Raw genomic sequence first — 21,377 nt, 5'->3', positions numbered from 1 at the left:
ACTCAGTCCCGGACGCTGACGATCTGCTTCTTCTGGACCTGCACCAGATGGATCGCCTGGCTCGCCTGGCCCTTGTCGGAGAAGCGCAGTTCCCCCATCACGGTCGGGACCGCCTGCGATTTCAGGGCCGCGGCGATCTTGTCGTAGGCGCGCGGGTCGCCGCCGGCGGCATCGACGCCGAAAGCCAGGGTCTGCACCGCCTGGGCGCCGAGTGCGGCGATGAAGGACGGGTCGTTCTTGTAGTCCTTGCGGTATTCGTCTAGCCACGGCTTCAGCGACGGGGCGGCGCCGTCCTCGGTGAAGGGCGAGGCGGAATAGACCTGCTCCAGCGAGTTGCCGGACAGCTCGACCAGCTTCGGGTTCATGTTGCCGGCCGACGCGATGACCTTGCCGCGATAGCCGGTCTGCTTGATCTGCCGGTAGATGGTGGCGCCCTGCGAGGTGTTGATCGCCGCGACATAGATGGCGTCGGCGTTCAGCGACTTCAGCTTGGTCAGCGCGGTGGTGAAGTCCGTGTCGGTGCGGTTGTAGAACTCGTGCCCCTTCACCTCGATGCCGCAGGCGGTCAGCAGCTTGGTATAGTTGTCCAGTTCCAGCCGGCCCCAGTCGTCGTTGACGTTCATGAAGGCGATGGACTTGGGCTTGATGCGGTCGCAGATCGCCTTCGAATAGAATTCCGACATCATCGCCGAGGTGGCGTTCAGGCGGAACAGGTACTTGTGCCCCTCCTCCGTCACCTTCGGGTGCTGGGAGCTGGTCATCACGGTGATGATCTTGTCGCGCGTCACTTCCTTCATCGACAGGGCGACGGCGCTGAACCAGCCGCCGATGATCATGTCGACGTTGTCCTGCTCCATCGCCCGCTTGGCGGCGCTGACGCCATCCTCGGGGGAGCCCTTGTCATCATAGGTCAGCAGCTCGATCTTGCGGCCGCCGGCCACGCCGCCCTTGGCGTTGATCACCGCGGCCATCGCCTGCGCGCCTTCCAGGCCGAGCTGGCCTTCGAAGGCGCCGGTGCCGCTCATCGGCCCGATGAGGGCGATGCGGACCGGGGGCTGCTGCGCCTGTGCGCCGGTGGTGCCGGCGACGGGAAGGGTCAGGGCCAGGGCCGCCGCGGCGGCAAGGAGAGTGCGCCTACCGAACATGGGGTTCCTCCGTTGATTGGTCGTCTTTTGCTTGGCCCTTGGTTCCGGCGGGTGGTGCCCGCCGGCAAAGGATCGTCAGGCGGTCTTCAGGTAGCGCTTCTGCAATTCCTCGATCTGCGGGAAGCCGATGAAGTCGATGAAGCTGTTGTGGTCGGTCACCGGGCGCGGCAGGTCGCGGGTGGAACGGCGTTCGGCGAGTGCGGCCAGATTCTCCTTCAGCGCCGAGGCGACCGTCATCAGCGGCACCAGCGCATAGGTCGCCATGCCGGCGACCTCCTCGACCTCGTCGGCCGACAGCTTTTCCAGCCAGCCGAGCAGCTGCAGCGACAGCGGCACGCCGACCGCTTCGCGCATGGCGCGCAAGCCGTCGATGTCCTTGAAGCATTTGCTGATCGGCTGGATCATGTCGGCGCCGGCGGCGACATAGGCGCGCCCGCGCTCCATCGCGGCGGCCGGATCGACCACGTCGGTGCGGGCGATGATCAGCATGTTGGGATCGCGCCGGGCCTCGACCGCCGCCTGGATCTTGGCGACGCCCTCGTCCATCGGGATCACCTCGACCCCGCCGACGCAGATCGGGCAGCGCTTGGGCGCCACCTGGTCCTCCATGATGACGGCCGACACGCCCGACGCCTCGAACTCGCGGATCGTGCGCATCACGTTGATGGCGTTGCCGTAACCGGTGTCGATGTCGGCGATGACCGGGACGTTGACCGCCGACACCACGTTGCGGACCACCGTCAGGTTTTCCGACATGGTGTAGAGCTCGGCATCCGGTTGGCCGAGGAAGGAGGCCGAGACGCCGAAGCCCGAGGTCATCAGCGCGTCGAAGCCGGCCGCTTCGATGAAACGGGCGGAGAGGGCGTCATAGGCGCCGGCCGACCAGACGGTCTTCTGCGCCAGGATGCGATTGCGGAACTCAGATCCCCGAGACATTGGCATGGTCCTTTTGTTCGCGTTGCTGGGCCGCCTGCCGCTTCAGGAAGGGGACGAGGCCGCCGGCCTCGATCATCTCGGCATCCGCCTGCGGCAGCGGCTCGAAGGGAATTTCGGTGCCTTGGGTGTGGTTGCGGACCACGCCCGCCGCCCAGTCCACCTCGATCTCGTCCCAGCGCCGGACGAAGCCGAGGATTCCGGGGCAGCTGACCTGCGGGAAGCCCATGCTGACCTCGCCGCGCCAGTAGCCGGGCGAGAAGGACTCCGCGATCACCCCGGTGACGCCGAGATGGCGCATCGCCTTCATCGGCGGATAGTGCGGGTGGCCGTAGCCGAAATTGTCGGCGCCGACCAGCAGGTCGCCCGGCCGCACCGACGTGGCGAAGTCCGGGTCATAGGCCTGCATGGCGACCTGCGCCAGTTCCGCCACGTCGGTGATCTTGATGTTCTTGACGCCGACGATCTGGTCGACGTCGAAATTCACCTCATCGAAGATGAAGGCGACGCGGCCCCGCATAACAGGCATCGTCATGGCGGCCCTCACAGGTACGGGCGCGGATCGGCGATCCGGCCCTCGATGGCGGACGCGGCGACCACCGCGGCGTTGCAGAGGTAAATCTCCGAATCCGGGCTGCCCATCCGGCCGCGGACGTTCAGCGTGCCGGTCGACACCGCGCGCTGGCCCGCCGTCATCGTTGCGATGCGGCCGAAGCAATAGTCGCAGCTGGGGGAGGAGACGAAGGCCCCGGCTTCCACCAGGGTGGAGACCAGCCCCTCGCGCGCCGCCGCCGCCATCAGTTCCTGGCTGGTCGGCACGATGTGGAGCGAGACGCCGGTCTTGACCCGCCGGCCCTCCAGCACCTTTGCCGCCGCCCGCAGATCCTCCAGCCGGCCCGATGCGCAGGAGCCGAGATAGCCGGCATTGATCTCCAGCCCGAGGAACTCGGTCAGGTCGCGGGTGTCCGCCGGGGTCGGCGGAACGACGACGATCGGTTCCAGATCCGACAGGTCGATGTCGTGGACGGCGGAATAGTGCGCGTCCGGATCGCTCGACACCGGTTCCAGCTTTTTGCGGGCGCGGGGTAGGGCGTATTCCAGCCGCACCGGGTCGGGATTGACGATGGCGGTCAGGGCGCCGGTGAACATGGCGAGCCCGGTGATGGTCTGAAGCCCCTCCGTCGACATCGCCGCCACCGACGGCCCGCCCAGCTCCAGCACCTGGAAGCGGCAGGAACTCGGCCCCAGCCGGCGCACCAGATGATGGAAGACGTCGCGCGCCATCACGCCGGGCCGCAAAGACCCGCGCAGGTTTACCCGCACCGTATCGGGCACGCGGATCGACACGGTGTCGCTGACGAAGGCTTCCATCACGTTGCGGCGCAGCCCGACGGCGAGCGTGCCGAAGGTGCCGAGCTGGCTGACATGGCCGTCGAAATGGACGACGAAGGCGCCCGGCGTCGCATAGCCGACCTCGGCTGCCACCTGATGGCCGATGCCGTGCCGTTCGAACAGCGGCACATCGTTCTCCGCGCACCAGGTGCGCGTGTTGATGTGCAGCTCCTCCTCCTTGGCGGTGGCGGTCGGCACCATGTGGTCGATGAAGATGCCGAAGCGTTCCGGCTCGGCCACCCGCTCGATGCCGAAATCCTCCTTCATCGTCTTGAAATAGACGTCGGTGTAGCCGGGGAAGTCGTAGGCCAGCACGAAGTCCGGCTTCGCCTTGATGTCCTGTCCGGCACGCACCGCGGGCAGCCCCGCCGCGCGTGCCAGGATCTTCTCGGTGATGGTGTAGCCCATGGCGTGGATGTCTCCGCTCCCGGTCCTCAGCGGCCGAGGCCGAGGGAACCGGGATTCATCAGCCCCTGCGGATCGACGGCGCGCTTGACGCCCTCCAGCAGCGACCAGGTTTCGGGGGTCACGATCTCGCGGAACGGATAGTCGCGGGCGACCTGCCAGCTCACGCCGCCGAGGCTGCAATAGAGCTCCTGCGTCGCGCGGCGCAGTTCCGCCACCGCGTTGCGTGCCGCCGGGTTGGCCGGGCGGTCGCGCCAGGGCTTCACCACCTCGTCGCCCAGGCTGGCGGCATGCAGCGGCGTGATCTCGTCAGTCCAGTAGAAGGCCGGCTCCAGGAAGAAGTCGTTGCCGACCGTCATGGTCATCACCGAATAGATGATGCCGTGCTGTTCCATGAAGCCGCGCTTCTCGGCGAAGAAGGCGTCGTTGGCGGCGACCACCTTGTCGGCGTCGCCCAGCGGGAAGATGGCGTGGATCGGGACCCAGCGCTGGCCCTCGCGCCCCAGCATGCCGCGCACCGGCCCGAAGGGTTTGGAGCGCATGACCTTGGGCACGCTGTTCTCGATCTCCTTGCCATGGCGGGCGCCGATCTCGCGCACAATCTGCATCGCCTCGCGCAGCTGGGTCTCGCTGCGTCCCTCCACCACCAGATGGAGGGTAAAATTGTGCTCCTTGAGGAAGGCGGTGCCGGCGGTGGCGACGCTCAGCGCCTCCTTGGCGCCCTGGAACAGCGACTTGCCGGCCTTCGCCACGTTGCCCAGCGTCTTCAGCCCGTCCGACAGCTTGTTGACGCTGGCCGAATGCTCGACCTTGGTGCGGTCGATGCCGAAGCCCTCCGACACGCAGCGCGCCCGCGCCATCTCCACCTGCGCCGCGGCCATCGCCTGCATGGTGGCGAAGCCGAAGGACAGGAAGTCGGTGTGCTCCGGCCGGCGGTGGAGCCGCAGCGTCGCCGCCACCTTGAAGCCCATCGCGCCGTTGTCGCCCAGGAACAGGCCGGTCAGGTCGGGACCGCCGGACCGCGTGAACGGCTTGGTGCCGACCCGGCCGCCCGACCCGGTGGTGACGGTGCGCCCGTCGGCCAGCACCACGGTGACGCCCAGCACGCTCTCCGCCACGGTGCCGTGCAGGGCGGAGCCGAAGAAGGCGCTGTTCTGCGACAGGGCGCCGCCGATGGTGGCGTTGATGCCCGACAGCGGCCCCCAATAGCCGGTGCGCAAGTCCGTGCCCTCAAGTGCCTCGTTCAGCGCCGCCCAGGTGCAGCCGGTCTCCACCGTCACATAGAGGCTGTCGGTGTTCAGCTCGACGATGCGGTTCAGACGGCGGCTGTCGATGACGACAGAATTCGGGCCTTCGGGCAGATAGCCCTTGGTGTAGGACATGCCGCCGCCGCGCGGCACCACCGCCACCCCGGCGTCATGGGCGGCGCGCACGGTGGCGGCGACCGCGTCGCGGTCGCGCGGCAGGGCGATGGCGAGCGGCGCGATGCCGGGCTGCCAGAACACGTCGTTGGCGTAGAAGTTTCGGCTCTTCTCGTCATCCAGCAGGCCGTCGGGGCCGAGCGTCGTGCGCAGGGTGTCGATCAGCGTGGCCGTGCCGTCGAGGGCGGCGATGCTCATGGGGAGGTCCCTCTGCATTATCAGGCCGCGAGCGGCTCGAACCGGAAAGTCTCGGCCGTCCGGCGGACGAAGCCGGTGTGGGGAGCACCGAAGTGGGCGGGGAAGACCAAGGCGCCGCGGTCGGCCGCATGGTCCAGCAGCCGGCGGCGGGTCGCCACCGCCTGGGCCTGATCCTCGCAGAAGCGGCTGTTCCAGTCGGGGCGCGCCACCTGCATCGGCTGGTGCAGGCAATCGCCGGTGAAGTAGGCGGCGTGCCGGTCCGACTCCAGCCGGACGAACATCTGGCCGGCGGTGTGGCCGGGGGCCAGCTCCACCGACAGCCCATCGAGGATGCGGTCGCCGTCTTCGATCAGCTCGACCTGTCCGGCCTCCCAGACCGGCAGGACGCTGTCCTCCATCACCGGGCCGTTGCCCGGCATGCCGATCAGCCCGCCTTCGGGGCTGCGCCAGTGCTTGAATTCCTGCGCGCCGTAGATGTAGCGGGCGTTGGGGAAAGTCGGCACCCAGCGTCCGTCGACCAGCTGGGTGTTCCAGCCGACATGGTCGATGTGCAGGTGGGTGTTGATGACCAGGGTCACGTCCTCCGGCTGCACGCCCGCCGCCGCGAGGTTGCGCAGATAGGGCTTGTCCAGCATGTGGAAGCGTTCGAAGCCGGGGGTGTGGCGTTCCTTGTGGTTGCCGCAGCCGGTGTCGACCAGGATCACGTGGCGGTCGGTGCGGATCAGCCAGGAATGCATGCTCGACATCAGGCGCTTTGATGCCGGGTCGAGGAAATTCGGTTCGGCCAGTTCGGGGTTCCGGGTCAGGATCGCATCGTCGTAGGCCGGAAACAGGAAGCCGGGGTCGAAGCCCGGCGTCAGCATTTCCTCGATCCGCGTGACCGTGAACGCACCAAGGGCGATGGTGTGCATAGTCCTCCCCTCGTGCAGGATGCCGGCGGCCGGTCCGGAAAATCAGGGGACGGCGGCGTGCCGGAGCATGGGGCGCCCGCCATCCGCAAAGGCGGTGGGGCGCGCTTGTTCTGTTTGTTTGCCAAGGAAACCATTTGCACCGGATCGTGTCAACAGGCAAAATTGGTGTCACTGATTGACACGAACGGCGCGTCGCCGGAGGATGGTGGAAAGGGGTTGCGCAACCCGACGCGCGCCTTCCATCCTAGGCCGGCGCCGCTACCGCGGCGGGATGACCATGGGTCAGCCGTCTTCCGTCGGCTGTGCGGAGGACGAGGCTTCCGCCTGGACCAGAGATGCGGGACATCCATAAGGGGCTTCGACGTATGGACACCGGACAGGACGACAACCAGGGCGTGGATCAGGCCACGGAAAAGAACGGTCTCAGCGTCCGCGCGGTGTCGCGGGCCCTGGCCGTGCTGCGCAGCTTCTATCAGGAAGGCCCGACGCTGACCCTGACGGAGGTTGCGGGTGCGGCAAAGCTCGACAAGGGAACGGCTCGGCGCATCCTGCTGACGCTGGTGCAGGATGGCTTCGCCGTCTTCGACGCGCAGAGCCAGAAATACAGCCTGGGGCTCGAGATCCTGAAGCTGGCCGGGGCAGTGCCGGAACGCCGCGACCTGCGCCAGATCGCCTCCACCATCCTGTCGCGGCTGGCGAAGTCAACGGGCAGCACGGTGTTCCTGTCGGTCTATCATGACGGGTCGGCCGTCTGCCTGGACCAGTTCCACAGCGACCGCTCGGTGGAGGTGCGCTGGTGGATCGTCGGCGGGCAGCTGCCGATGAATTGCGGTGCGGCGCCGCGCGTGCTGCTGGCCTATCTGCCGGAGGCGGAGGTAGACCGCGTGCTGTCGCGCGGGACCACGCGCCTCACCCCCCACACCACCACCGACCCCCGCCAGTTGGCGAAGGAACTGGAGGAGGTGCGGCAGCGCGGATGGTCGGTGGCGGTCGACGACGTGATCGAGGGGCTCGCCGCCATCGCCATGCCGCTGTTCGAGCCGGACGGCCGGTTGATCGCCGCGGTCAGCCTGACCGGCCTGACCCCCCACATTGTCCGCAACGGCCAGCCCAATTTTCTCGACGACATGCGCGACGCGGTGCGGGAGATCTCGGCCAACCTCTATTCTCTGTCGGCACCGCCGCTGCACCGCGCCGCCCGCGCCCAGTCCGCCATCGGCGGCTGAGCCGGAGCCCGCCATTGGCGGCTGAGCTGGGGCGGCGGCAGTATCGCCTTATGACACCGGGTGCGAATTTGCCGTGCCCGGCTTTCCAGCGAGGAAGGCGGCGTAGCAGTCGATGGTTTTCTGTACCGCCTGGGTGCCCTGGCCAGGATACCAGACGGTGGCAGGGGTCGGCGTGACCTCCGTTCCGGCCGGGGCGAGCGTTTTCGCCTCCGCCAGACCTTCGACCAGCATGTCGGCCGGACCGGCGCAGATCAGGGCCGGACGGGTCAGGCGCACCAGGGCCGCCCGCGTGTCGTAGCGGAAGGCGGCGCGGTAGGAGCGGTCGTAATGGCTGCCGCTCGCCAGCAGCCCCATGGTCCAGTCATGCAGCACCGTGGCGGCGGGGACGCCGATGTTGCGAGCGGCGGCGCGCTCCTGCCGGTACCACGGCCAGAACAGGAACATGTCGCGCCGCATGTTCCAGGCCTGAAGCAGATGCAGCCCCCAGCGGTCGGCGGCCAGCGGCGGGAAGTAATGGTCAAGAATGTCGGCGCTGAAGTCGGCCGGGATCAGCACCGGCGCTTCCAGTACGGCGCGGCCGATCCGCTCGGGATGGCGGACCGTCAGGTCGAGCGCCACCAGCGCGCCGGTGTGGGTTCCCCACAGGTCGAACCCGTCCAGACCGAGCGCGTCGGCCAGCGCCAGCATGTCGTCGGCCAGCACGCCGATGTCCACCGCACGCTCCGGCTTGTCGGACTCGCCGTTGCCGAGATAGTCGGGGGCGATGACCTCCCGTCCCGGCGCCAGCCCGTGCAGCAGCGGCAGCAGCGGTGCCGACGAACCCGGTGCCGACTGGAAGGCCAGCAGCGGCCGGCCACGCCCGGCGCGGCGCAGATGGACACGGCCATGGGGCGTGTCGGCATAGTCGTGCCAGACCCGCAGCGGGTCGGCAAAGGGCCGGGTCGAGGGCAGCGCAGCGGCAGTTTTCCGGCCGGCGGCCATCGGCGCGAGATGCTTGGCGACCGCCGCCAGCCCATCGACGCGACTCTCATCGGCGGCAGAGCCAGTCTCCGCGCGCATGGCGTCCAGGCATAGCGACCACAGTGCCCCATAACGGTCCGGTGCGACGGCGGCGCTGCGCAGCATCGCATCCAGTTCAGGCGGAGCGGGCAGGGGAGCGCCGTTCCTGGCCGGATGGCTGGCGTCACGCGGCTCCAGGACATGGGCGTCGCGCAGATGCGCCCACAGCACTGCCAGATGGGTGCCATCCGCACGGGGAGTCAGCGGGGCAGGACGCAAGTCCCGTTCGCTCCATCCCTCCGCCATGGCGGTGTCGACCAGCAGCACGCCATCCGGCTGCCGCCCCGTTGCCGGCAGAGCGCGTGCCAGAGGGGCCGCAAGGTCGAAGGCCAGCAGCGGGCAGCCGGCAAGGCCGAGCCGGCCGGCGGCATCGGCGATCAGGCGGGCCAACCCGGCAATGTCGTCCGCCCAGCTTATGGCCGACCCGCCGGTTCCAGGCAGATCAAGCACGGTGACGGTCCAACCCGGCAGGGCACCCGCCAGCCGGTCGGCACAGACGGAGGCCGCTTCGATCAGGCCGGGAAGGACCAGCAGGTCCGGGCCCGATCCGCTGCGCCAGACGCGCATCTGGCTGTCGGCGAGGGTCACGTAATGGGGTGTCGACATCGGTTTCCTCCCGATTGGCTGGCGTCAGGCGCCTGCTCTTCGATGATGTGCGGAATTGGGGAATGGTCTCGCGAAGCGTCGGCTCCGCTCGCGTCGGGCCTTATGTTCGCTACGCTGATGGTGTCGCTATTTGACACTCAGTTCATAGAATGACATAGTTTCTGCAACACCGACAAGCGCGGTGCCGGTGGGGCCGCAGAGCTTCGAGCCCCCGGCATCGCCTGAATCCAGAAACTCCACCAGAAAATCCAATTTCATCGTCAGGGAGGAACGGCATGGCCTGGCCGGACGGGATCGGCGTTTCCAAACGGCGCGAGCTGCTTTTCGGCACGCGCCTCGTACCGTGCTACAGCGAGCGTCCGTCCACCATCGACGCCATGTTCCGCGCCGCCGTCGCGCGCCGGCCGGATGGCGAAGCGCTGGTGGATGGGGAGCGGCGTTACAGCTATGGGCGGCTGGACGCGCTGGTGACGCGCGCCGCCGCGTCCCTGCTGGCGCAAGGCGCCCGGCCGGGCGACCGCATGGCGCTTGTCCTGTCCAACCGCGCGGAGTTCCTCATCGCCCTGCTGGCGGCCGCCCGCGCCGGCATCGTCGCGGTGCCGGTCAGCGCGCGGGAGCAGCGGCCGGGCATCGCCGGCATCCTGAATGACTGCGGCGCCTCCATCCTGATCCATGACTCAGGCCTTGCCGACCGGATGCCCGATGCCGCGGAGGTGCCGTCGCTCGTCTTGCGCTTCTCCGCCGGCGGAGCGGTGGACGGCTGCCGGCCCTTCGAGGCCCTGCTGGAAGCCGAAGCCGGCCCTCCGCAGTCCGCGGAGCCGCAGCGGGAGGAGGACACCGCCGTCATCCTCTACACCTCCGGCACCACCGGAAAGCCGAAGGGCGCGCTGCTGGCCCATGTGAACATCATCCACTCCGCCCTGCATTTCGAGGAATGCTGGGACTATCGCGAGGGCGAGCGGGCGGTGCTGGCGGTTCCGGCCTCGCACGTCACCGGGCTGGTCGCCGTCGTCATGGCGATGATCCGGGTCGCCGGCTGCACCGTGATGATGCCCGCCTTCGACGTCGCCGGTTTCCTGGACCTGGCGAGCCGGGAGCGCATGACCACCACCGTGCTGGTGCCGGCCATGTACAATCTCTGCCTGCTGCGCGCCGATTTCAGCCGTTACGACCTGTCGTCCTGGCGGACCGGCGGCTTCGGCGGCGCCCCGATGCCGGAAGCGACGGTGGAGGCGATGGCGGAACGGCTGCCCCGCCTGCATCTGCTGAACGCCTACGGTTCGACGGAATGCGCCACCATCATCAGCGTCGTCCCCATCGGTCACACCCGCGCCTGCCTGGATTCGGTCGGCATGTGCGTGCCTTGCGGCGACCTGCGCATCGTCGACGATCAGGGCCGCGAATGCCCGCCGGGGGTGAGCGGCGAGGTGTGGATCCGCGGACCCATGACCATCCGCGGCTATTGGAATCGCGAGGACGCCACCCGCGACAGCTTCGTCGACGGTTATTGGCGGTCCGGCGACATCGGCACGCTGGACGGGCGCGGCTATCTGCGGCTCCACGACCGCAAGAACGATGTCATCAACCGCGGCGGCCACAAGATCTACAGCGTAGAGGTCGAAAACCTGCTGGTCCGCCATGCCGACGTGGTGGAGGCGGCGGTGGTCGCCCATCCCGATCCGGTGCTGGGCGAGAAGATCCACGTCTTCGTCATTTCGAAGTCGGGCAGCCTGACCGAAGACGACGTGCGCGACTTCTGCCGCGCCAGCCTCGCCGAGTACAAGGTGCCCGATTACGTCACGCTGCTGGGCGATGCGCTGCCGCGCAACGCCAACGGCAAGGTGACCAAGCGGGTGCTGCGCGATCGGGTGTCCACGACCTAAGCCCGCCTCAGCCCCACCGCCGCCTCGACGAAGGCGATCAGCTGCTCGGCATAGAGGTCGGGCGTGATGCCGCGGCGGCGGTGCTTGGCGCGCTTCACGTACCAGTCCTGCAGCATCGGCTTGATCAGCGCCGCCGTCATCGTCACGTCGGGCATGGCGAACAGGCCGCGGGCGACGCCCTCGGCCAGAGCGTCGGCAATCATGCTCTCCGTCAGCATCTCGCTGGTGACGGCAAGGTCGCGCCCGTCCTTGGGGAAGGACTTCGCCTCCATATAGGCGAAGACGAACCAGGGGTGCATGGTCTCGGTCAGGAACAGGTGGGTGCTCAGCAGCCAGCGCAGCCGGGCGGCCGGGTCGTTCGCCAGCCCGTCGGGCGGGTGGCCCAGCACCTCCTCCACCACGCTGACGACCTGACCCAGGATCATCATCAGCAGCGTGTCCTTGCTGTCGAAATAGGCGTAGAGCGCCCCCATGCTCAGCCCCGACTGCTCGGTCAGATCGCGCAGGCTGGTGGAGTGGAAGCCCTTGCGGTTCGCCAGCATCAGCGTGGTTTCGACGATGCGCGCCAGATTGCCGATGGCGACCGCCGGCTTCTTCACCCGGATGGTCGCGGCGTGCCGCTCCAGGATGCGGGCGCACAGCGCCTCCATCGACAGATCGTGCCGTGCCTGGAAATCGCGCAAGCTGTTCATGCCGGCTGTCCTATCGTTTGCAATGCTGATCGTTCTTGCACATCATCGGCGCCAAGGATATAAAGCGAGCGCTCGCTCGATTTTTCAAGAGTGCCGTTCGGGGCCATGCCCCGCCGCCTCGTCAAACGATCCCGACCATGGGGGGAAGCATGAGCGTCACCATCGATCTGACCGGCAGGACGGCACTGGTCACCGGCGCCTCCAGCGGCCTGGGCCGCCACTTCGCCGGTGTGCTGGCGAAGGCGGGCGCCCGCGTGGCGCTGGCCGCCCGGCGGACCGAAGCGCTGGCCGAAACACGGTCAGCCATCGAGGCCGCCGGCGGCAGCGCCGTCGTCGTCGCCATGGACGTCACCGATCCCGCCTCCGTCGCCGCCGCGGTGGGCGAGGCGTGGGGGACGCTGGGCCGCGTCGACATCCTCGTCAACAATGCCGGCGTAACCGCAACCCGCCCCTTCCTCGACATGGGCGAGGAGGAGTGGGACCGGGTGATCGACACCAACCTGACCGGCTGCGCCCGCGTGGCGCGCGCGGTGGCACAGCGCATGCGCGACGATCAGCAGGGCGGGGCCATCGTCAATATCGCCTCCATCCTCGGCTTGCGGGTGGCGGGGCAGGTCTCGTCCTACATCGCCGCCAAGGGCGGGTTGGTGCATCTGACCAAGGCGATGGCGCTGGAGCTGGCGCGCCACAACATCCGCGTCAATGCGCTGTGCCCCGGCTATGTCGAGACCGAGCTGAACGCCGATTTCTTCGCCAGCGATGCCGGCAAGGCGCTGGTCAAGCGCATCCCGCAGCGCCGCCTCGGCCGGCTCATCGATCTCGACGGGCCGCTGCTTCTGCTGGCGTCGGATGCCGGCGCCTACATGACCGGATCGGTTCTGGCCGTCGATGGCGGCCATCTCGTCTCTTCTCTTTGAACGAACGGAGCGGTTCCATGGATTTCACCCTTCCCGCGGAGCTGGAAGACTATCGCCGCCGCGTCCGCGCCTTCGTCGAGGACGAGATCCTTCCCGTCGAGGCCGACCGCGCCAACTGGGACGAGCACGAGAACATCGCCGAAGCGCCGCTGGCGGCGCTGCGCGCCAAGGTGAAGGCGGCCGGGCTATGGACCCTGCAACTGCCGAAGGAGGCCGGCGGCCACGGGCTGCCGATGGTCGGCGTCGCCGCCTGCTACGAGGAGATGAACCGCTCCATCTTCGGCCCGGTCTGCTTCAACGCTGCCGCACCCGACGACGGCAACATGCGGCTGCTGAGCATGGTCGGCACGCCGGGCCAGAAGGAACGCTGGCTCGCCCCCATCGTCGAGGGACGGGTGCGCAGCGCCTTCGCCATGACCGAACCGCATCCGGGCGGCGGCTCCGACCCGTCGATGATGAAGACCAGGGCGGAGCGCAAGGGCGACCGCTGGGTGGTGACGGGGCGCAAATGGTTCATCACCGGGGCCGACGCGGCGCAGCACTTCATCCTGATGGCGCGCACCTCGGACGATCCGCGCAAGGGGCTGACCGCCTTCCTGTTCGACAAGGGCCAGCCCGGCTGGCGCATCGAGCGCCGCATCCCGATCATGGGGCCGGAGGAGCATGGCGGCCATTGCGAGCTGATCTTCGACGGGCTGGAAATCCCCGACGAGAATGTGGTGATGAAGGTTGGCGACGGGCTGAAGGTGACGCAAATCCGGCTCGGGCCGGCGCGGCTGACCCACTGCATGCGCTGGACCGGCCTCGCCAAGCGCTGCCTGGAGATCGCCGGCGCGTACGTGAAGGAGCGCGAGAGCTTCGGGATTCCGCTGGCCGAGCATGAAGGCGTGCAGTGGATGCTGGGCGAGACGGCGATGCAGATCGAGATCGGCCGGCTGCTGACCATGAAGGCGGCGCATGCGCTGGACAGCGGCAGCTTCGCCCGCAAGGAGGTGTCGATGGCCAAGGTCCAGGTCGCCGACACGCTGTTCAAGGCGGCGGACACGGCGATCCAGCTTTGCGGTGCGCGCGGCTATTCGAAGGACACGGTGCTGGAATGGATCTACCGCTATGCCCGGCAGGCCAAGCTGGTCGACGGTGCGTCGGAGGTCCACAAGATGGTGCTGAGCCGCAGCTACCTCGCCGAAGGCGACGATTTCTGGGGCTGGCGGTGAGCGGCGGCGGAAAGGCCGGTCTTGGCCCCGACCAAAAGGCCGCTCTCGAAAGCTGGCTGACCGGACAGGCTGGGGCGCGGTCGGTCGCCGTGATCGACGAGGGGCGGCTCAGCGGTGGCGCCATCTCGCTCAACCTCGCGGTGACGCTGGAGATCGACGGCGGGCCGCAGTCCGGCAGTCATGCGTGCGTGCTGCGCACCGGATCGGCGTCCGGCGTCTCGGCCAGCCTGGGCAAGGCGGAGGAGGCCGCGGTCCTGCGCGCCGTCTTCGCCGCCGGCGCCACGGTGCCGGAGCCGCTGTTCGTCGGAGCCGATCCGGCCATGCTGGGGGCGCCCTTCTACATCATGCGGCGGGCGACGGGCGTCGCCGCCGGCTTCCGCATCGTCAAGAGCGAGGAACCACGGCGCGAGTTGGCCCGCGAACTCGGCCGGCAGCTCGGCCTGATCCATCGGGTGCGGCCGGGTGCGCCAGGACCGGAGTTGGCAGGATTGGAGTTCCTGGCGCGGCCGGAACCGACGGCGGCCTTGCAGGCGGTGGGAGATTTCCGCCGCTGGGCCGGGCGCTACGCCGCCAGCGATCCGGTGCTGGCCTACGGCCTGCGCTGGCTGGAGCGCAACGCACCTCCGGCCGGCGATCTCGTGCTGTGCCATCGCGACTATCGCACCGGCAACTACATGGTCGATGGTGACCGACTGACGGCGATCATCGACTGGGAGTTCGCCGGCTGGTCGGATCCGATGGAGGATCTGGGCTGGTTCTGCGCCGCCTGCTGGCGGTTCGGCCGCAACGACCGCGAGGCCGGCGGCATCGCCGACCGCGCCGACCTCTATGCCGGCTATGAGGAAACCGCCGGACGGCGGGTGGACCCTGCCGCCGTCGCCTATTGGGAGGCCGCGGCCTGCATGCGCTGGGCGGTCATCGCCATTCAGCAGGCCGACCGCCACATCTCCGGCACCGAGCCGTCGCTGGAACTGGCGCTGACCGGCCGGATGCTGCCGGAGATCGAAATGGATTTGCTGCGCCACCTCGATGCCGTCGAGGCCGCGCCATGATCGGAGACGCCATGATCGGAGATGGGGCATGATCAATGACGATCCCGGCGCCCGCGATCTGGTCGCCATCGCACTGCGCAGCTTTCGCGAGGCGATCCTGCCGGTGGTGCCGGCCGACCAGCGCTTCACCGCGTTGATGATCGCCAACGCGCTGGGCACGGCCGAGCGGGAATTGGCCGCCGGCACCGGTGCCGAGCCCGCCCTGGCCGCAGCCGTCGGCGACCTGCTGGGCGAAACCGGCGACCTGCCGACCCTGCTGCCGCGGCTCTGCGCCGCCATCGACGCCGGGCGCTTCGACGCACCGGACCGGCAGTCGGCCTTGCGGGCGGTTTTGAAAGACATCACCCTGGCAAGGCTGGCGGTCAGCAACCCCAAGCGGGTGTCGGCGGAACGGCGGGAGCCCGGCCGATGAGACTGTTTCCGCCCCTGGAAGGAACGGTCGCCCGCCGCCGCCTCTACCTGCTGCGCCATGGTCACGTCGCCTATTACGATGCCGACGGCAAGCCGCTGAATCCGAAGCTTGCCGCGCTGACCGACCGTGGGCGGGAGGAGGCGCGGACGGCGGGCGCCCTGCTCGCCGGTGTGCCGTTGGACCGCGTGCTGTGTTCCGGCCTCGCCCGCACGCGGCAGACGGCGGAACTGGTGGCCGCTCCCCACGGGCTGCCGGTGGAGGACGATCCCGACTTCCTGGAAATCCGCGCCGGCCGCCTGTCGGAAGTGCCGAAGGAGCGTCGTGAGGCGGCCTATGTCTACGGCTTCGAAGCGGCGGCGGAGGATGGGCGCTTTGCCGGCGGCGACGGTTTCGCTGCCGTGCGCGACCGGGTGGTGTCCGCCATCGAAGCGCTGGTGCGGCAACCGGACTGGACCCATCTGGCGCTGGTCGCCCATGACGGGGTGAACCGGATGCTGCTGTCCTGGGCCTGCGGCGCCGGCCTGTCCGCCCTGTCGGCCTTCGAGCAGGATTACGGCTGCATCAACATCGTCGACATCGACGTAACGGCCGACCGGGTGGTCCGCCGCCTGATCCGCGCGGTCAACCTGACGCCCGGCAACCCCGCGAAGATCGGCCTGCATCGCAGCAGCCTGGAGGAGGCCTTCGGCCCGTTGCTGGCGCTGGATTGATGGCCCAGACCGTCATTCCCTTGTTTTCATGCCGTCGATCTGACGCCGCCAGAGCGGGTCAGACAGCCGCTCGACCAGGAAATCGGCCAGCACCCCGACCTTGGCCGGCCGTGCGCGGGCCGACGGCGTTATGAAGTAGAGGCCGCCCTTCGGCAGCGACCAGTCGGTCAGGATGGCGGTGAGTTTCCCGTCGGCCAGATGCTCCGCCGCCATGAATTCCGGCAGCTCGGCGATGGCCAGCCCTTCCAGCAGCATCGGCACCAGCGCGTCGGAGTTGGTGACGCGCAGCAAGCCGGATGGGGTGACGCTCTCCTCCTCGCCGGCGCTGTTGGTGAAGTGCCAGATGTCCTGCCGCCGGCGATAGGCATAGCCCAGGCAATGGCGGCCATCCAGCTCCCGGGGGTGCCGCGGTTCGCCATGGCGGGCGAGATAGCTGGGGGCGGCCAGCACCAGTTGCGACACCCCGCACAGCCGCCGCGCCACCAGCCCGCTGTCTGGCAGCACCGCGACGCGCAGGGCCGCATCGAAGCCGTCCCCGACCAGATCGACGACGGCGTCGCTCAGGTGCAGGTCGATGGAAATCTCAGGATAAAGGCGGAAGAAGTCCGGCAGCAGCGGAGCCACCCAGCGCAGCCCGAAGGACATCGGCACCGCGAAGCGGATCAGGCCGCGCGGGCGGCTGGACATCTCGCGCACCGCATTCTCCGCCGCTTCCGCCTCGTCATAGAGGCGGGTCGCCCGCTCCGCCAGGGAATGGCCGAAATCGGTCAGGGCCAGCCGGCGGGAGGTGCGGTTGAACAGCCGCGCGCCCAGCCGTTCCTCCAGCCGGCCGACCGCGCGCGACACGGTGGCGACCGAAACCCCCATGGCGCGGGCAGCACCGGCGAAGGAGCGCTCCTCCACCACCTTGGCGAACATCGCCAGCCCTTCGAAATCCGGCAGCTTCGACATCGCCAATCCTGCAACGATGGTTTTCAGTCATTTCTATTTCGATAAGATCGTGCCGTCGATAGCTTAGTCTCCAGCGAACAACCCAATTCCAAGGAGACTTCAGATGTCACGCAAGCTTAACGGCAAGATTGCCCTCGTCACCGGCGCCAACAGCGGCATCGGCCTTGCCGCGGCCAAGCGCTTCGCCGCCGAAGGCGCCACCGTCTATCTCACCGGCCGCCGCCAGACGGAACTGGAGGCCGCGGTCGCGGCAATCGTTGCGGCCGGCGGCAAGGCGACGGGGGTGCAGGCGGACTCCTCCAACCTCGCCGATCTCGACCGGCTCTATGCCCAAATCCAGAGCGAGGCCGGCCGGCTCGACGTGCTCTATGCCAATGCCGGCGGCGGCGGGATGCTGCCGCTGGGCGCCATCACCGAGGAGCAGTACGAGGACACCTTCAACCGCAATGTGAAGGGCGTGCTGTTCACCGTGCAGAAGGCGCTGCCGCTGCTCGGCAAGGGCTCGTCGGTGATTCTCGCCGGCTCGACCGCCGGCAGCATGGGCACGGCGGCCTTCAGCGTCTACAGCGCCAGCAAGGCGGCGGTGCGCAACTTCGCCCGCAGCTGGATCCTGGACTTGAAGGACCGCGGCATCCGTATCAACACGCTGAGCCCCGGCCCGGTCCGCACGCCGGGTCTGGTCGAGCTGGCCGGTCCGGACGCGGCACAGCAGCAGGGGCTGGTCGACTATCTGGCCGCCCAGGTGCCGCTGGGCCGCGTCGGCGACCCGGACGAGATCGCCAAGGCCGCCGTCTTCCTGGCCTCCGACGACAGCAGCTTCATCAACGGCATCGAACTGTTCGCCGACGGCGGCATGGCGCAGGTGTGATTGCCCGGTTGTGATCGAAGTCTGAGGCCTCGTCGCGTCCGCTCCGCAGCCGGCCACCATGCGCCGGTTGCGGAGCGGACCAGCCGGTCGAATCCCTTCTCCTTGCATGGGTAAGCTGTCATCCTTGGGGTCAGGTTCCTCCGGGGAGGCAGATCGCATGCCGCCGCTGGCAGACACAGGCCCAGGCGTCTCTGTACCGCAGGGCAAGCCGCTCGAAGCTCCCTGGCACGCGCTGGACGCCGCCGAGGTTGCGACGCGGTTGGACAGTCCGGCCGACGGGCTCGACAGCGCGGAGGCGGCGGCGCGGCTGGCCCGTTTCGGCCCCAACCGCCTGACCCCGCCGAAGCGGCGGCCGGCCTGGATGCGCTTCGTGGCGCAGTTCCATAATCTGCTGATCTATGTGCTGCTGGCCTCGGGCACGGTGGCGTTGCTGCTGCGGCACTGGACGGACGCCGGGGTGATCTTCGGCGTCGTGCTGGTCAACGCGCTGATCGGCTACATCCAGGAAGACAAGGCCGAACAGGCGCTGGAGGCCATCCGCACCCTGCTGTCGCCCCAGGCGGTGGTGCTGCGCGACGGCCATGCCGTGACCCTGGCGGCGGAAACTCTGGTGCCGGGGGACCGCGTGTTCCTGGTGTCCGGCGACCGGGTGCCGGCCGACCTGCGGCTCGACCGCACCAAGGGCCTGCTGGTGCAGGAGGCGGCGCTGACCGGCGAATCCGTGCCCACCGCCAAGTCCGCCGCAGCCGTCGCCGCCGATGCGGCCCTGGGCGACCGCGGCGGCATGGCCTATGCCGGGACGATGGTGGTGCAGGGGCAGGGCACCGGCATCGTGGTGGCGACCGGCGATGCGACGGAGGTCGGTCGCATCGGTCATCTTCTGGCCTCGGTCACGACGGTGGCGACGCCGCTGCTGGTGTCGATGGCGCGCTTCGGCCGCTGGCTGACCGGCAGCATCCTGCTGCTGGCGGCGGTCACCGTCCTCTTCGGAATGCTGGTGTATGGCGAGCCATGGCAGGACATGGTGCTGACGGCGGTCGGGCTGGCGGTGGCGGCGATCCCGGAAGGGCTGCCGGCGGTGATGACCATCACCATGGCGGTGGGCGTGACCCGCATGGCGCGGCGCAACGCCATCATCCGCCATCTGCCAGCGGTCGAGATGCTGGGGAGTGTCCGCACCATTTGCACCGACAAGACCGGCACGCTGACCCGCAACGAACTGCTAGTGACCAGCATCGTCACCGCCGACGCCAGCTATCGCGCCGGCGGCAGCGGCTATGCGCCGGAAGGCGAGATCGGCCGCAGCCTGGATGGCGACTGGCGGCTGGTCGATCCGGCCGGGGAACCGCTGCTGCTGGACCTGGCGCGCGCCGCCCTGCTGTGCAACGACGCCGCCCTTTACCGCGACCCCGGCGGCGCGTGGCAATTGGCCGGCGACCCGACCGACGGCGCGCTGCTGGCGCTGGCGATGAAGGCGGGGCTGGACCCGGCCGGCGAGGCGGCGCGCTTCCCGCGCCGCGACGCCTTGCCCTTCGAATCCGAACGCCAGTACATGGCGACCCTGCATCACGACCATGCCGGCCACGGCATCCTGGTGGTGAAGGGGGCGCCGGAGCGGGTGCTGGCGCTGTGCGAGCGGGAGCGGCGCGGCGACGGCACGGCGCCGCTGGACCGGACGCATTGGTCCGCGGTGACCGCTGAACTGGCCGGGCAGGGCCAGCGTGTCCTGGCGCTGGCGATGCGCCGCACATCGGTGGAGCTGTCGGAACTGATCGCCGAGGATCTGGGGGAGGAGGGGCTGGAGCTGCTCGGCCTCTGCGGCCTGATCGATCCGCCGCGGGAAGAGGCTCTGGTCGCGGTTGCGGCCTGCCGGCAGGCCGGCATCACGGTGAAGATGATCACCGGCGACCATGCCGCGACCGCCGCCGCCATCGGCCGGCGCTTCGGCCTGCCGGACGGCGTCATCGGCGGGCCGGAGCTGGACCGGCTGGACGAGGCCGGCTTCGCCGCCGCGGCGCAGGCCAACAGCGTCTTCGCCCGCACCACCCCGGAACACAAGCTGCGCCTGATCGCGGCGCTCCAGGCGGCGGGCGACACGGTCGCCATGACCGGCGACGGCGTCAACGACGCCCCGGCGCTGAAGCGGGCCGACATCGGCGTCGCCATGGGCCGCAACGGCACCGAGGCGGCGAAGGAGGTGGCGGCGATGGTGCTGGCCGACGACAATTTCGCCTCCATCGTCCATGCGGTGGAGGAGGGGCGCACCGTCTACGACAATCTGCGCAAGACCATCTTGTTCATGCTGCCGACCAATGGAGCGCAGGCGGTGGTGATCCTGCTGGCGGTGCTGTCGGGCAGCATCCTGCCGATCACGCCGGTGCAGATCCTGTGGGTCAATATGGTGACCGCGGTGACGCTGGGGCTGGCGCTGGCCTTCGAGGCGCCGGAACCCGGCGTCATGGCCCGCCCGCCGCGCCCGCGCGACGAGCCGATCCTGACCGGCCGGCTGGTGCGGCGGATGGTGGTGGTGCTGGCCCTGCTGGTCGCCTCCAGCTTCGGCTTCTTCCACTTCCACCGCTTGCAGGGCGACGGCATCGAGGAGGCGCGGACCATCGCCGTCAACGCCCTGGTGGTGGGCGAGATCTTCTTCCTGCTCAGCGCCCGCGACCTGCATGGGCGGGCCGGGCTGCCGTCCGCCCTGGCCGGCAGCCGGCCGGTCTGGCTGTCCATCGCGGTGATGACCCTGCTGCAACTGGCCTTCACCTATGCGCCGCCCTTGCAGTCCCTGTTCGGCACCGCTCCGGTCGGCGTCATCGCCTGGGCGGCGATGGCCGCCGTCGGTGCCGCGCTGTTCGTACTGATGGAGATCGAAAAGCGGCTGAGCGGTTCGCCTACTCGTCCTTAGCCTCGAAGCGATAGCGGAAGTCGCAATGGTCGGCGCCCTGCATGATGGTCTGTGTGCGCTCCATCTTGATGCGCGGGTCGTAGCCGGTGCAGAAGGCGGCGTCTCGGTTGCAGGACAGCAGGTGCCCGATCGACCCCAGCCCCATCTCCCGGTACATCTCGGCGTAGCGGCAGCGCGTGACGTTGTAGTCGAAATGCGTGTCGTCCTGCCGCTTCACGTCCAGCCGCAGCGCGTCGTCCTTGGTCCACAGCGGCTGAAGATCGGCGAAGCTCTTCAGACTGGTGCCTTCCGGCTCGGTCTCGGCGAAGGATTTGGCGGCGGCCAGGGCCGCCTTGGTGATCGCCGCGCCCAGGATCTCCTGTGCGGTGGCTTCGCCCAGCCGGGCGGCCATCTCCTCATAGACCGGCTTCAGGATTTCCGCCTCGATGCGGCGGCGTTCGAGAATGCCCATGGTCTGGGTCATGACTGGCTTCCTTC

At 68.9% G+C, this 21,377-nt stretch carries 19 protein-coding genes; 9 read left to right on the top strand and 10 right to left on the bottom strand.

The window, feature by feature from the left end; all coding sequences use genetic code 11:
* Positions 1–2 precede the first annotated feature (2 nt).
* From ABNQ39_RS25095 to ABNQ39_RS25070, 6 genes are all read right to left on the bottom strand, one after another.
* Positions 3–1,145 (bottom strand): ABC transporter substrate-binding protein, encoded by a 1,143-nt coding sequence (locus ABNQ39_RS25095; RefSeq protein ID WP_376963264.1) that lies wholly within the window; start codon positions 1,143–1,145, stop codon positions 3–5.
* Between the two features lie 75 nt (positions 1,146–1,220).
* Positions 1,221–2,081: an isocitrate lyase/PEP mutase family protein gene (locus ABNQ39_RS25090; protein WP_376963261.1), complete on the bottom strand. Its 861-nt coding sequence runs from the start codon at positions 2,079–2,081 to the stop codon at positions 1,221–1,223.
* Positions 2,065–2,613, bottom strand: a complete 549-nt coding sequence (locus tag ABNQ39_RS25085; protein WP_376963258.1) for a 3-isopropylmalate dehydratase — start codon at positions 2,611–2,613, stop codon at positions 2,065–2,067. The genes ABNQ39_RS25090 and ABNQ39_RS25085 overlap by 17 nt, the downstream gene beginning before the upstream one ends.
* A gap of 8 nt (positions 2,614–2,621) precedes the next feature.
* The gene (locus ABNQ39_RS25080; RefSeq protein ID WP_376963255.1) at positions 2,622–3,878 is read right to left on the bottom strand and encodes a 3-isopropylmalate dehydratase large subunit; all 1,257 of its coding nucleotides are present in this window, start codon (positions 3,876–3,878) and stop codon (positions 2,622–2,624) included.
* Between the two features lie 26 nt (positions 3,879–3,904).
* Entirely contained in the window at positions 3,905–5,494 is a 1,590-nt protein-coding gene (locus ABNQ39_RS25075) for an FAD-binding oxidoreductase (RefSeq protein ID WP_376963252.1), read from the bottom strand.
* 20 nt (positions 5,495–5,514) lie between these two features.
* Entirely contained in the window at positions 5,515–6,405 is an 891-nt protein-coding gene (locus ABNQ39_RS25070) for an MBL fold metallo-hydrolase (protein ID WP_098736490.1), read from the bottom strand.
* 365 nt (positions 6,406–6,770) lie between these two features.
* Here ABNQ39_RS25070 and ABNQ39_RS25065 point away from each other — a divergent pair, with 365 nt between their 5' ends.
* Positions 6,771–7,631, top strand: a complete 861-nt coding sequence (locus ABNQ39_RS25065) for an IclR family transcriptional regulator (RefSeq protein WP_376963248.1) — start codon at positions 6,771–6,773, stop codon at positions 7,629–7,631.
* 48 nt (positions 7,632–7,679) lie between these two features.
* On the opposite strand, the gene ABNQ39_RS25060 is transcribed toward ABNQ39_RS25065, so the two are convergent.
* Entirely contained in the window at positions 7,680–9,296 is a 1,617-nt protein-coding gene (locus ABNQ39_RS25060) for an alpha/beta fold hydrolase (protein ID WP_376963244.1), read from the bottom strand.
* Between the two features lie 275 nt (positions 9,297–9,571).
* Between ABNQ39_RS25060 and ABNQ39_RS25055 the strand changes: the two genes are divergently transcribed.
* Positions 9,572–11,179, top strand: coding sequence for a class I adenylate-forming enzyme family protein (locus ABNQ39_RS25055; protein WP_376963241.1), 1,608 nt, complete (start codon positions 9,572–9,574; stop codon positions 11,177–11,179).
* On the opposite strand, the gene ABNQ39_RS25050 is transcribed toward ABNQ39_RS25055, so the two are convergent.
* The gene (locus ABNQ39_RS25050) at positions 11,176–11,871 is read right to left on the bottom strand and encodes a TetR/AcrR family transcriptional regulator (protein ID WP_376963238.1); all 696 of its coding nucleotides are present in this window, start codon (positions 11,869–11,871) and stop codon (positions 11,176–11,178) included. The genes ABNQ39_RS25055 and ABNQ39_RS25050 overlap by 4 nt on opposite strands.
* Before the next feature lie 149 nt (positions 11,872–12,020).
* Here ABNQ39_RS25050 and ABNQ39_RS25045 point away from each other — a divergent pair, with 149 nt between their 5' ends.
* Genes ABNQ39_RS25045 through ABNQ39_RS25025 form a run of 5 tightly spaced genes read left to right on the top strand, consistent with a single transcriptional unit; the run spans position 12,021 to position 16,176 of the window.
* On the top strand, positions 12,021–12,788 hold the full coding sequence (locus ABNQ39_RS25045) for an SDR family NAD(P)-dependent oxidoreductase (protein WP_376963235.1): 768 nt from the start codon (positions 12,021–12,023) through the stop codon (positions 12,786–12,788).
* Between the two features lie 17 nt (positions 12,789–12,805).
* A complete protein-coding gene (locus tag ABNQ39_RS25040; RefSeq protein WP_376963232.1) occupies positions 12,806–14,002 on the top strand; it encodes an acyl-CoA dehydrogenase family protein in 1,197 nt (398 codons plus the stop codon).
* Entirely contained in the window at positions 13,999–15,054 is a 1,056-nt protein-coding gene (locus ABNQ39_RS25035; RefSeq protein ID WP_376963230.1) for a phosphotransferase family protein, read from the top strand. The genes ABNQ39_RS25040 and ABNQ39_RS25035 overlap by 4 nt, the downstream gene beginning before the upstream one ends.
* Positions 15,055–15,082: 28 nt before the next feature.
* On the top strand, positions 15,083–15,466 hold the full coding sequence (locus ABNQ39_RS25030) for a DUF6285 domain-containing protein (RefSeq protein WP_376963227.1): 384 nt from the start codon (positions 15,083–15,085) through the stop codon (positions 15,464–15,466).
* The gene (locus ABNQ39_RS25025; protein ID WP_376963224.1) at positions 15,463–16,176 is read left to right on the top strand and encodes a histidine phosphatase family protein; all 714 of its coding nucleotides are present in this window, start codon (positions 15,463–15,465) and stop codon (positions 16,174–16,176) included. The genes ABNQ39_RS25030 and ABNQ39_RS25025 overlap by 4 nt, the downstream gene beginning before the upstream one ends.
* Before the next feature lie 12 nt (positions 16,177–16,188).
* On the opposite strand, the gene ABNQ39_RS25020 is transcribed toward ABNQ39_RS25025, so the two are convergent.
* A complete protein-coding gene (locus tag ABNQ39_RS25020; protein ID WP_376963221.1) occupies positions 16,189–17,127 on the bottom strand; it encodes a LysR family transcriptional regulator in 939 nt (312 codons plus the stop codon).
* 103 nt (positions 17,128–17,230) lie between these two features.
* On the opposite strand from ABNQ39_RS25020, the gene ABNQ39_RS25015 reads away from it, so the two are divergent.
* The gene (locus ABNQ39_RS25015; protein WP_376963218.1) at positions 17,231–17,995 is read left to right on the top strand and encodes an SDR family NAD(P)-dependent oxidoreductase; all 765 of its coding nucleotides are present in this window, start codon (positions 17,231–17,233) and stop codon (positions 17,993–17,995) included.
* Between the two features lie 157 nt (positions 17,996–18,152).
* Positions 18,153–20,900, top strand: a complete 2,748-nt coding sequence (locus ABNQ39_RS25010; RefSeq protein ID WP_376963215.1) for an HAD-IC family P-type ATPase — start codon at positions 18,153–18,155, stop codon at positions 20,898–20,900.
* Here the strand turns inward: ABNQ39_RS25010 and ABNQ39_RS25005 are convergent.
* Positions 20,887–21,363, bottom strand: coding sequence for an L-2-amino-thiazoline-4-carboxylic acid hydrolase (locus ABNQ39_RS25005; RefSeq protein WP_098736477.1), 477 nt, complete (start codon positions 21,361–21,363; stop codon positions 20,887–20,889). The two genes, ABNQ39_RS25010 and ABNQ39_RS25005, sit on opposite strands and share 14 nt — an antisense overlap.
* Between the last annotated feature and the right edge of the window lie 14 nt (positions 21,364–21,377).

Source organism: Azospirillum sp. A26, assembly GCF_042604635.1.
In the GTDB taxonomy this organism is placed as follows: Bacteria; Pseudomonadota; Alphaproteobacteria; order Azospirillales; family Azospirillaceae; genus Azospirillum; species Azospirillum palustre.
The sequence above is the reverse complement of the archived record's forward strand: the minus strand, read 5'-3'. Positions and strand labels throughout refer to the sequence as shown.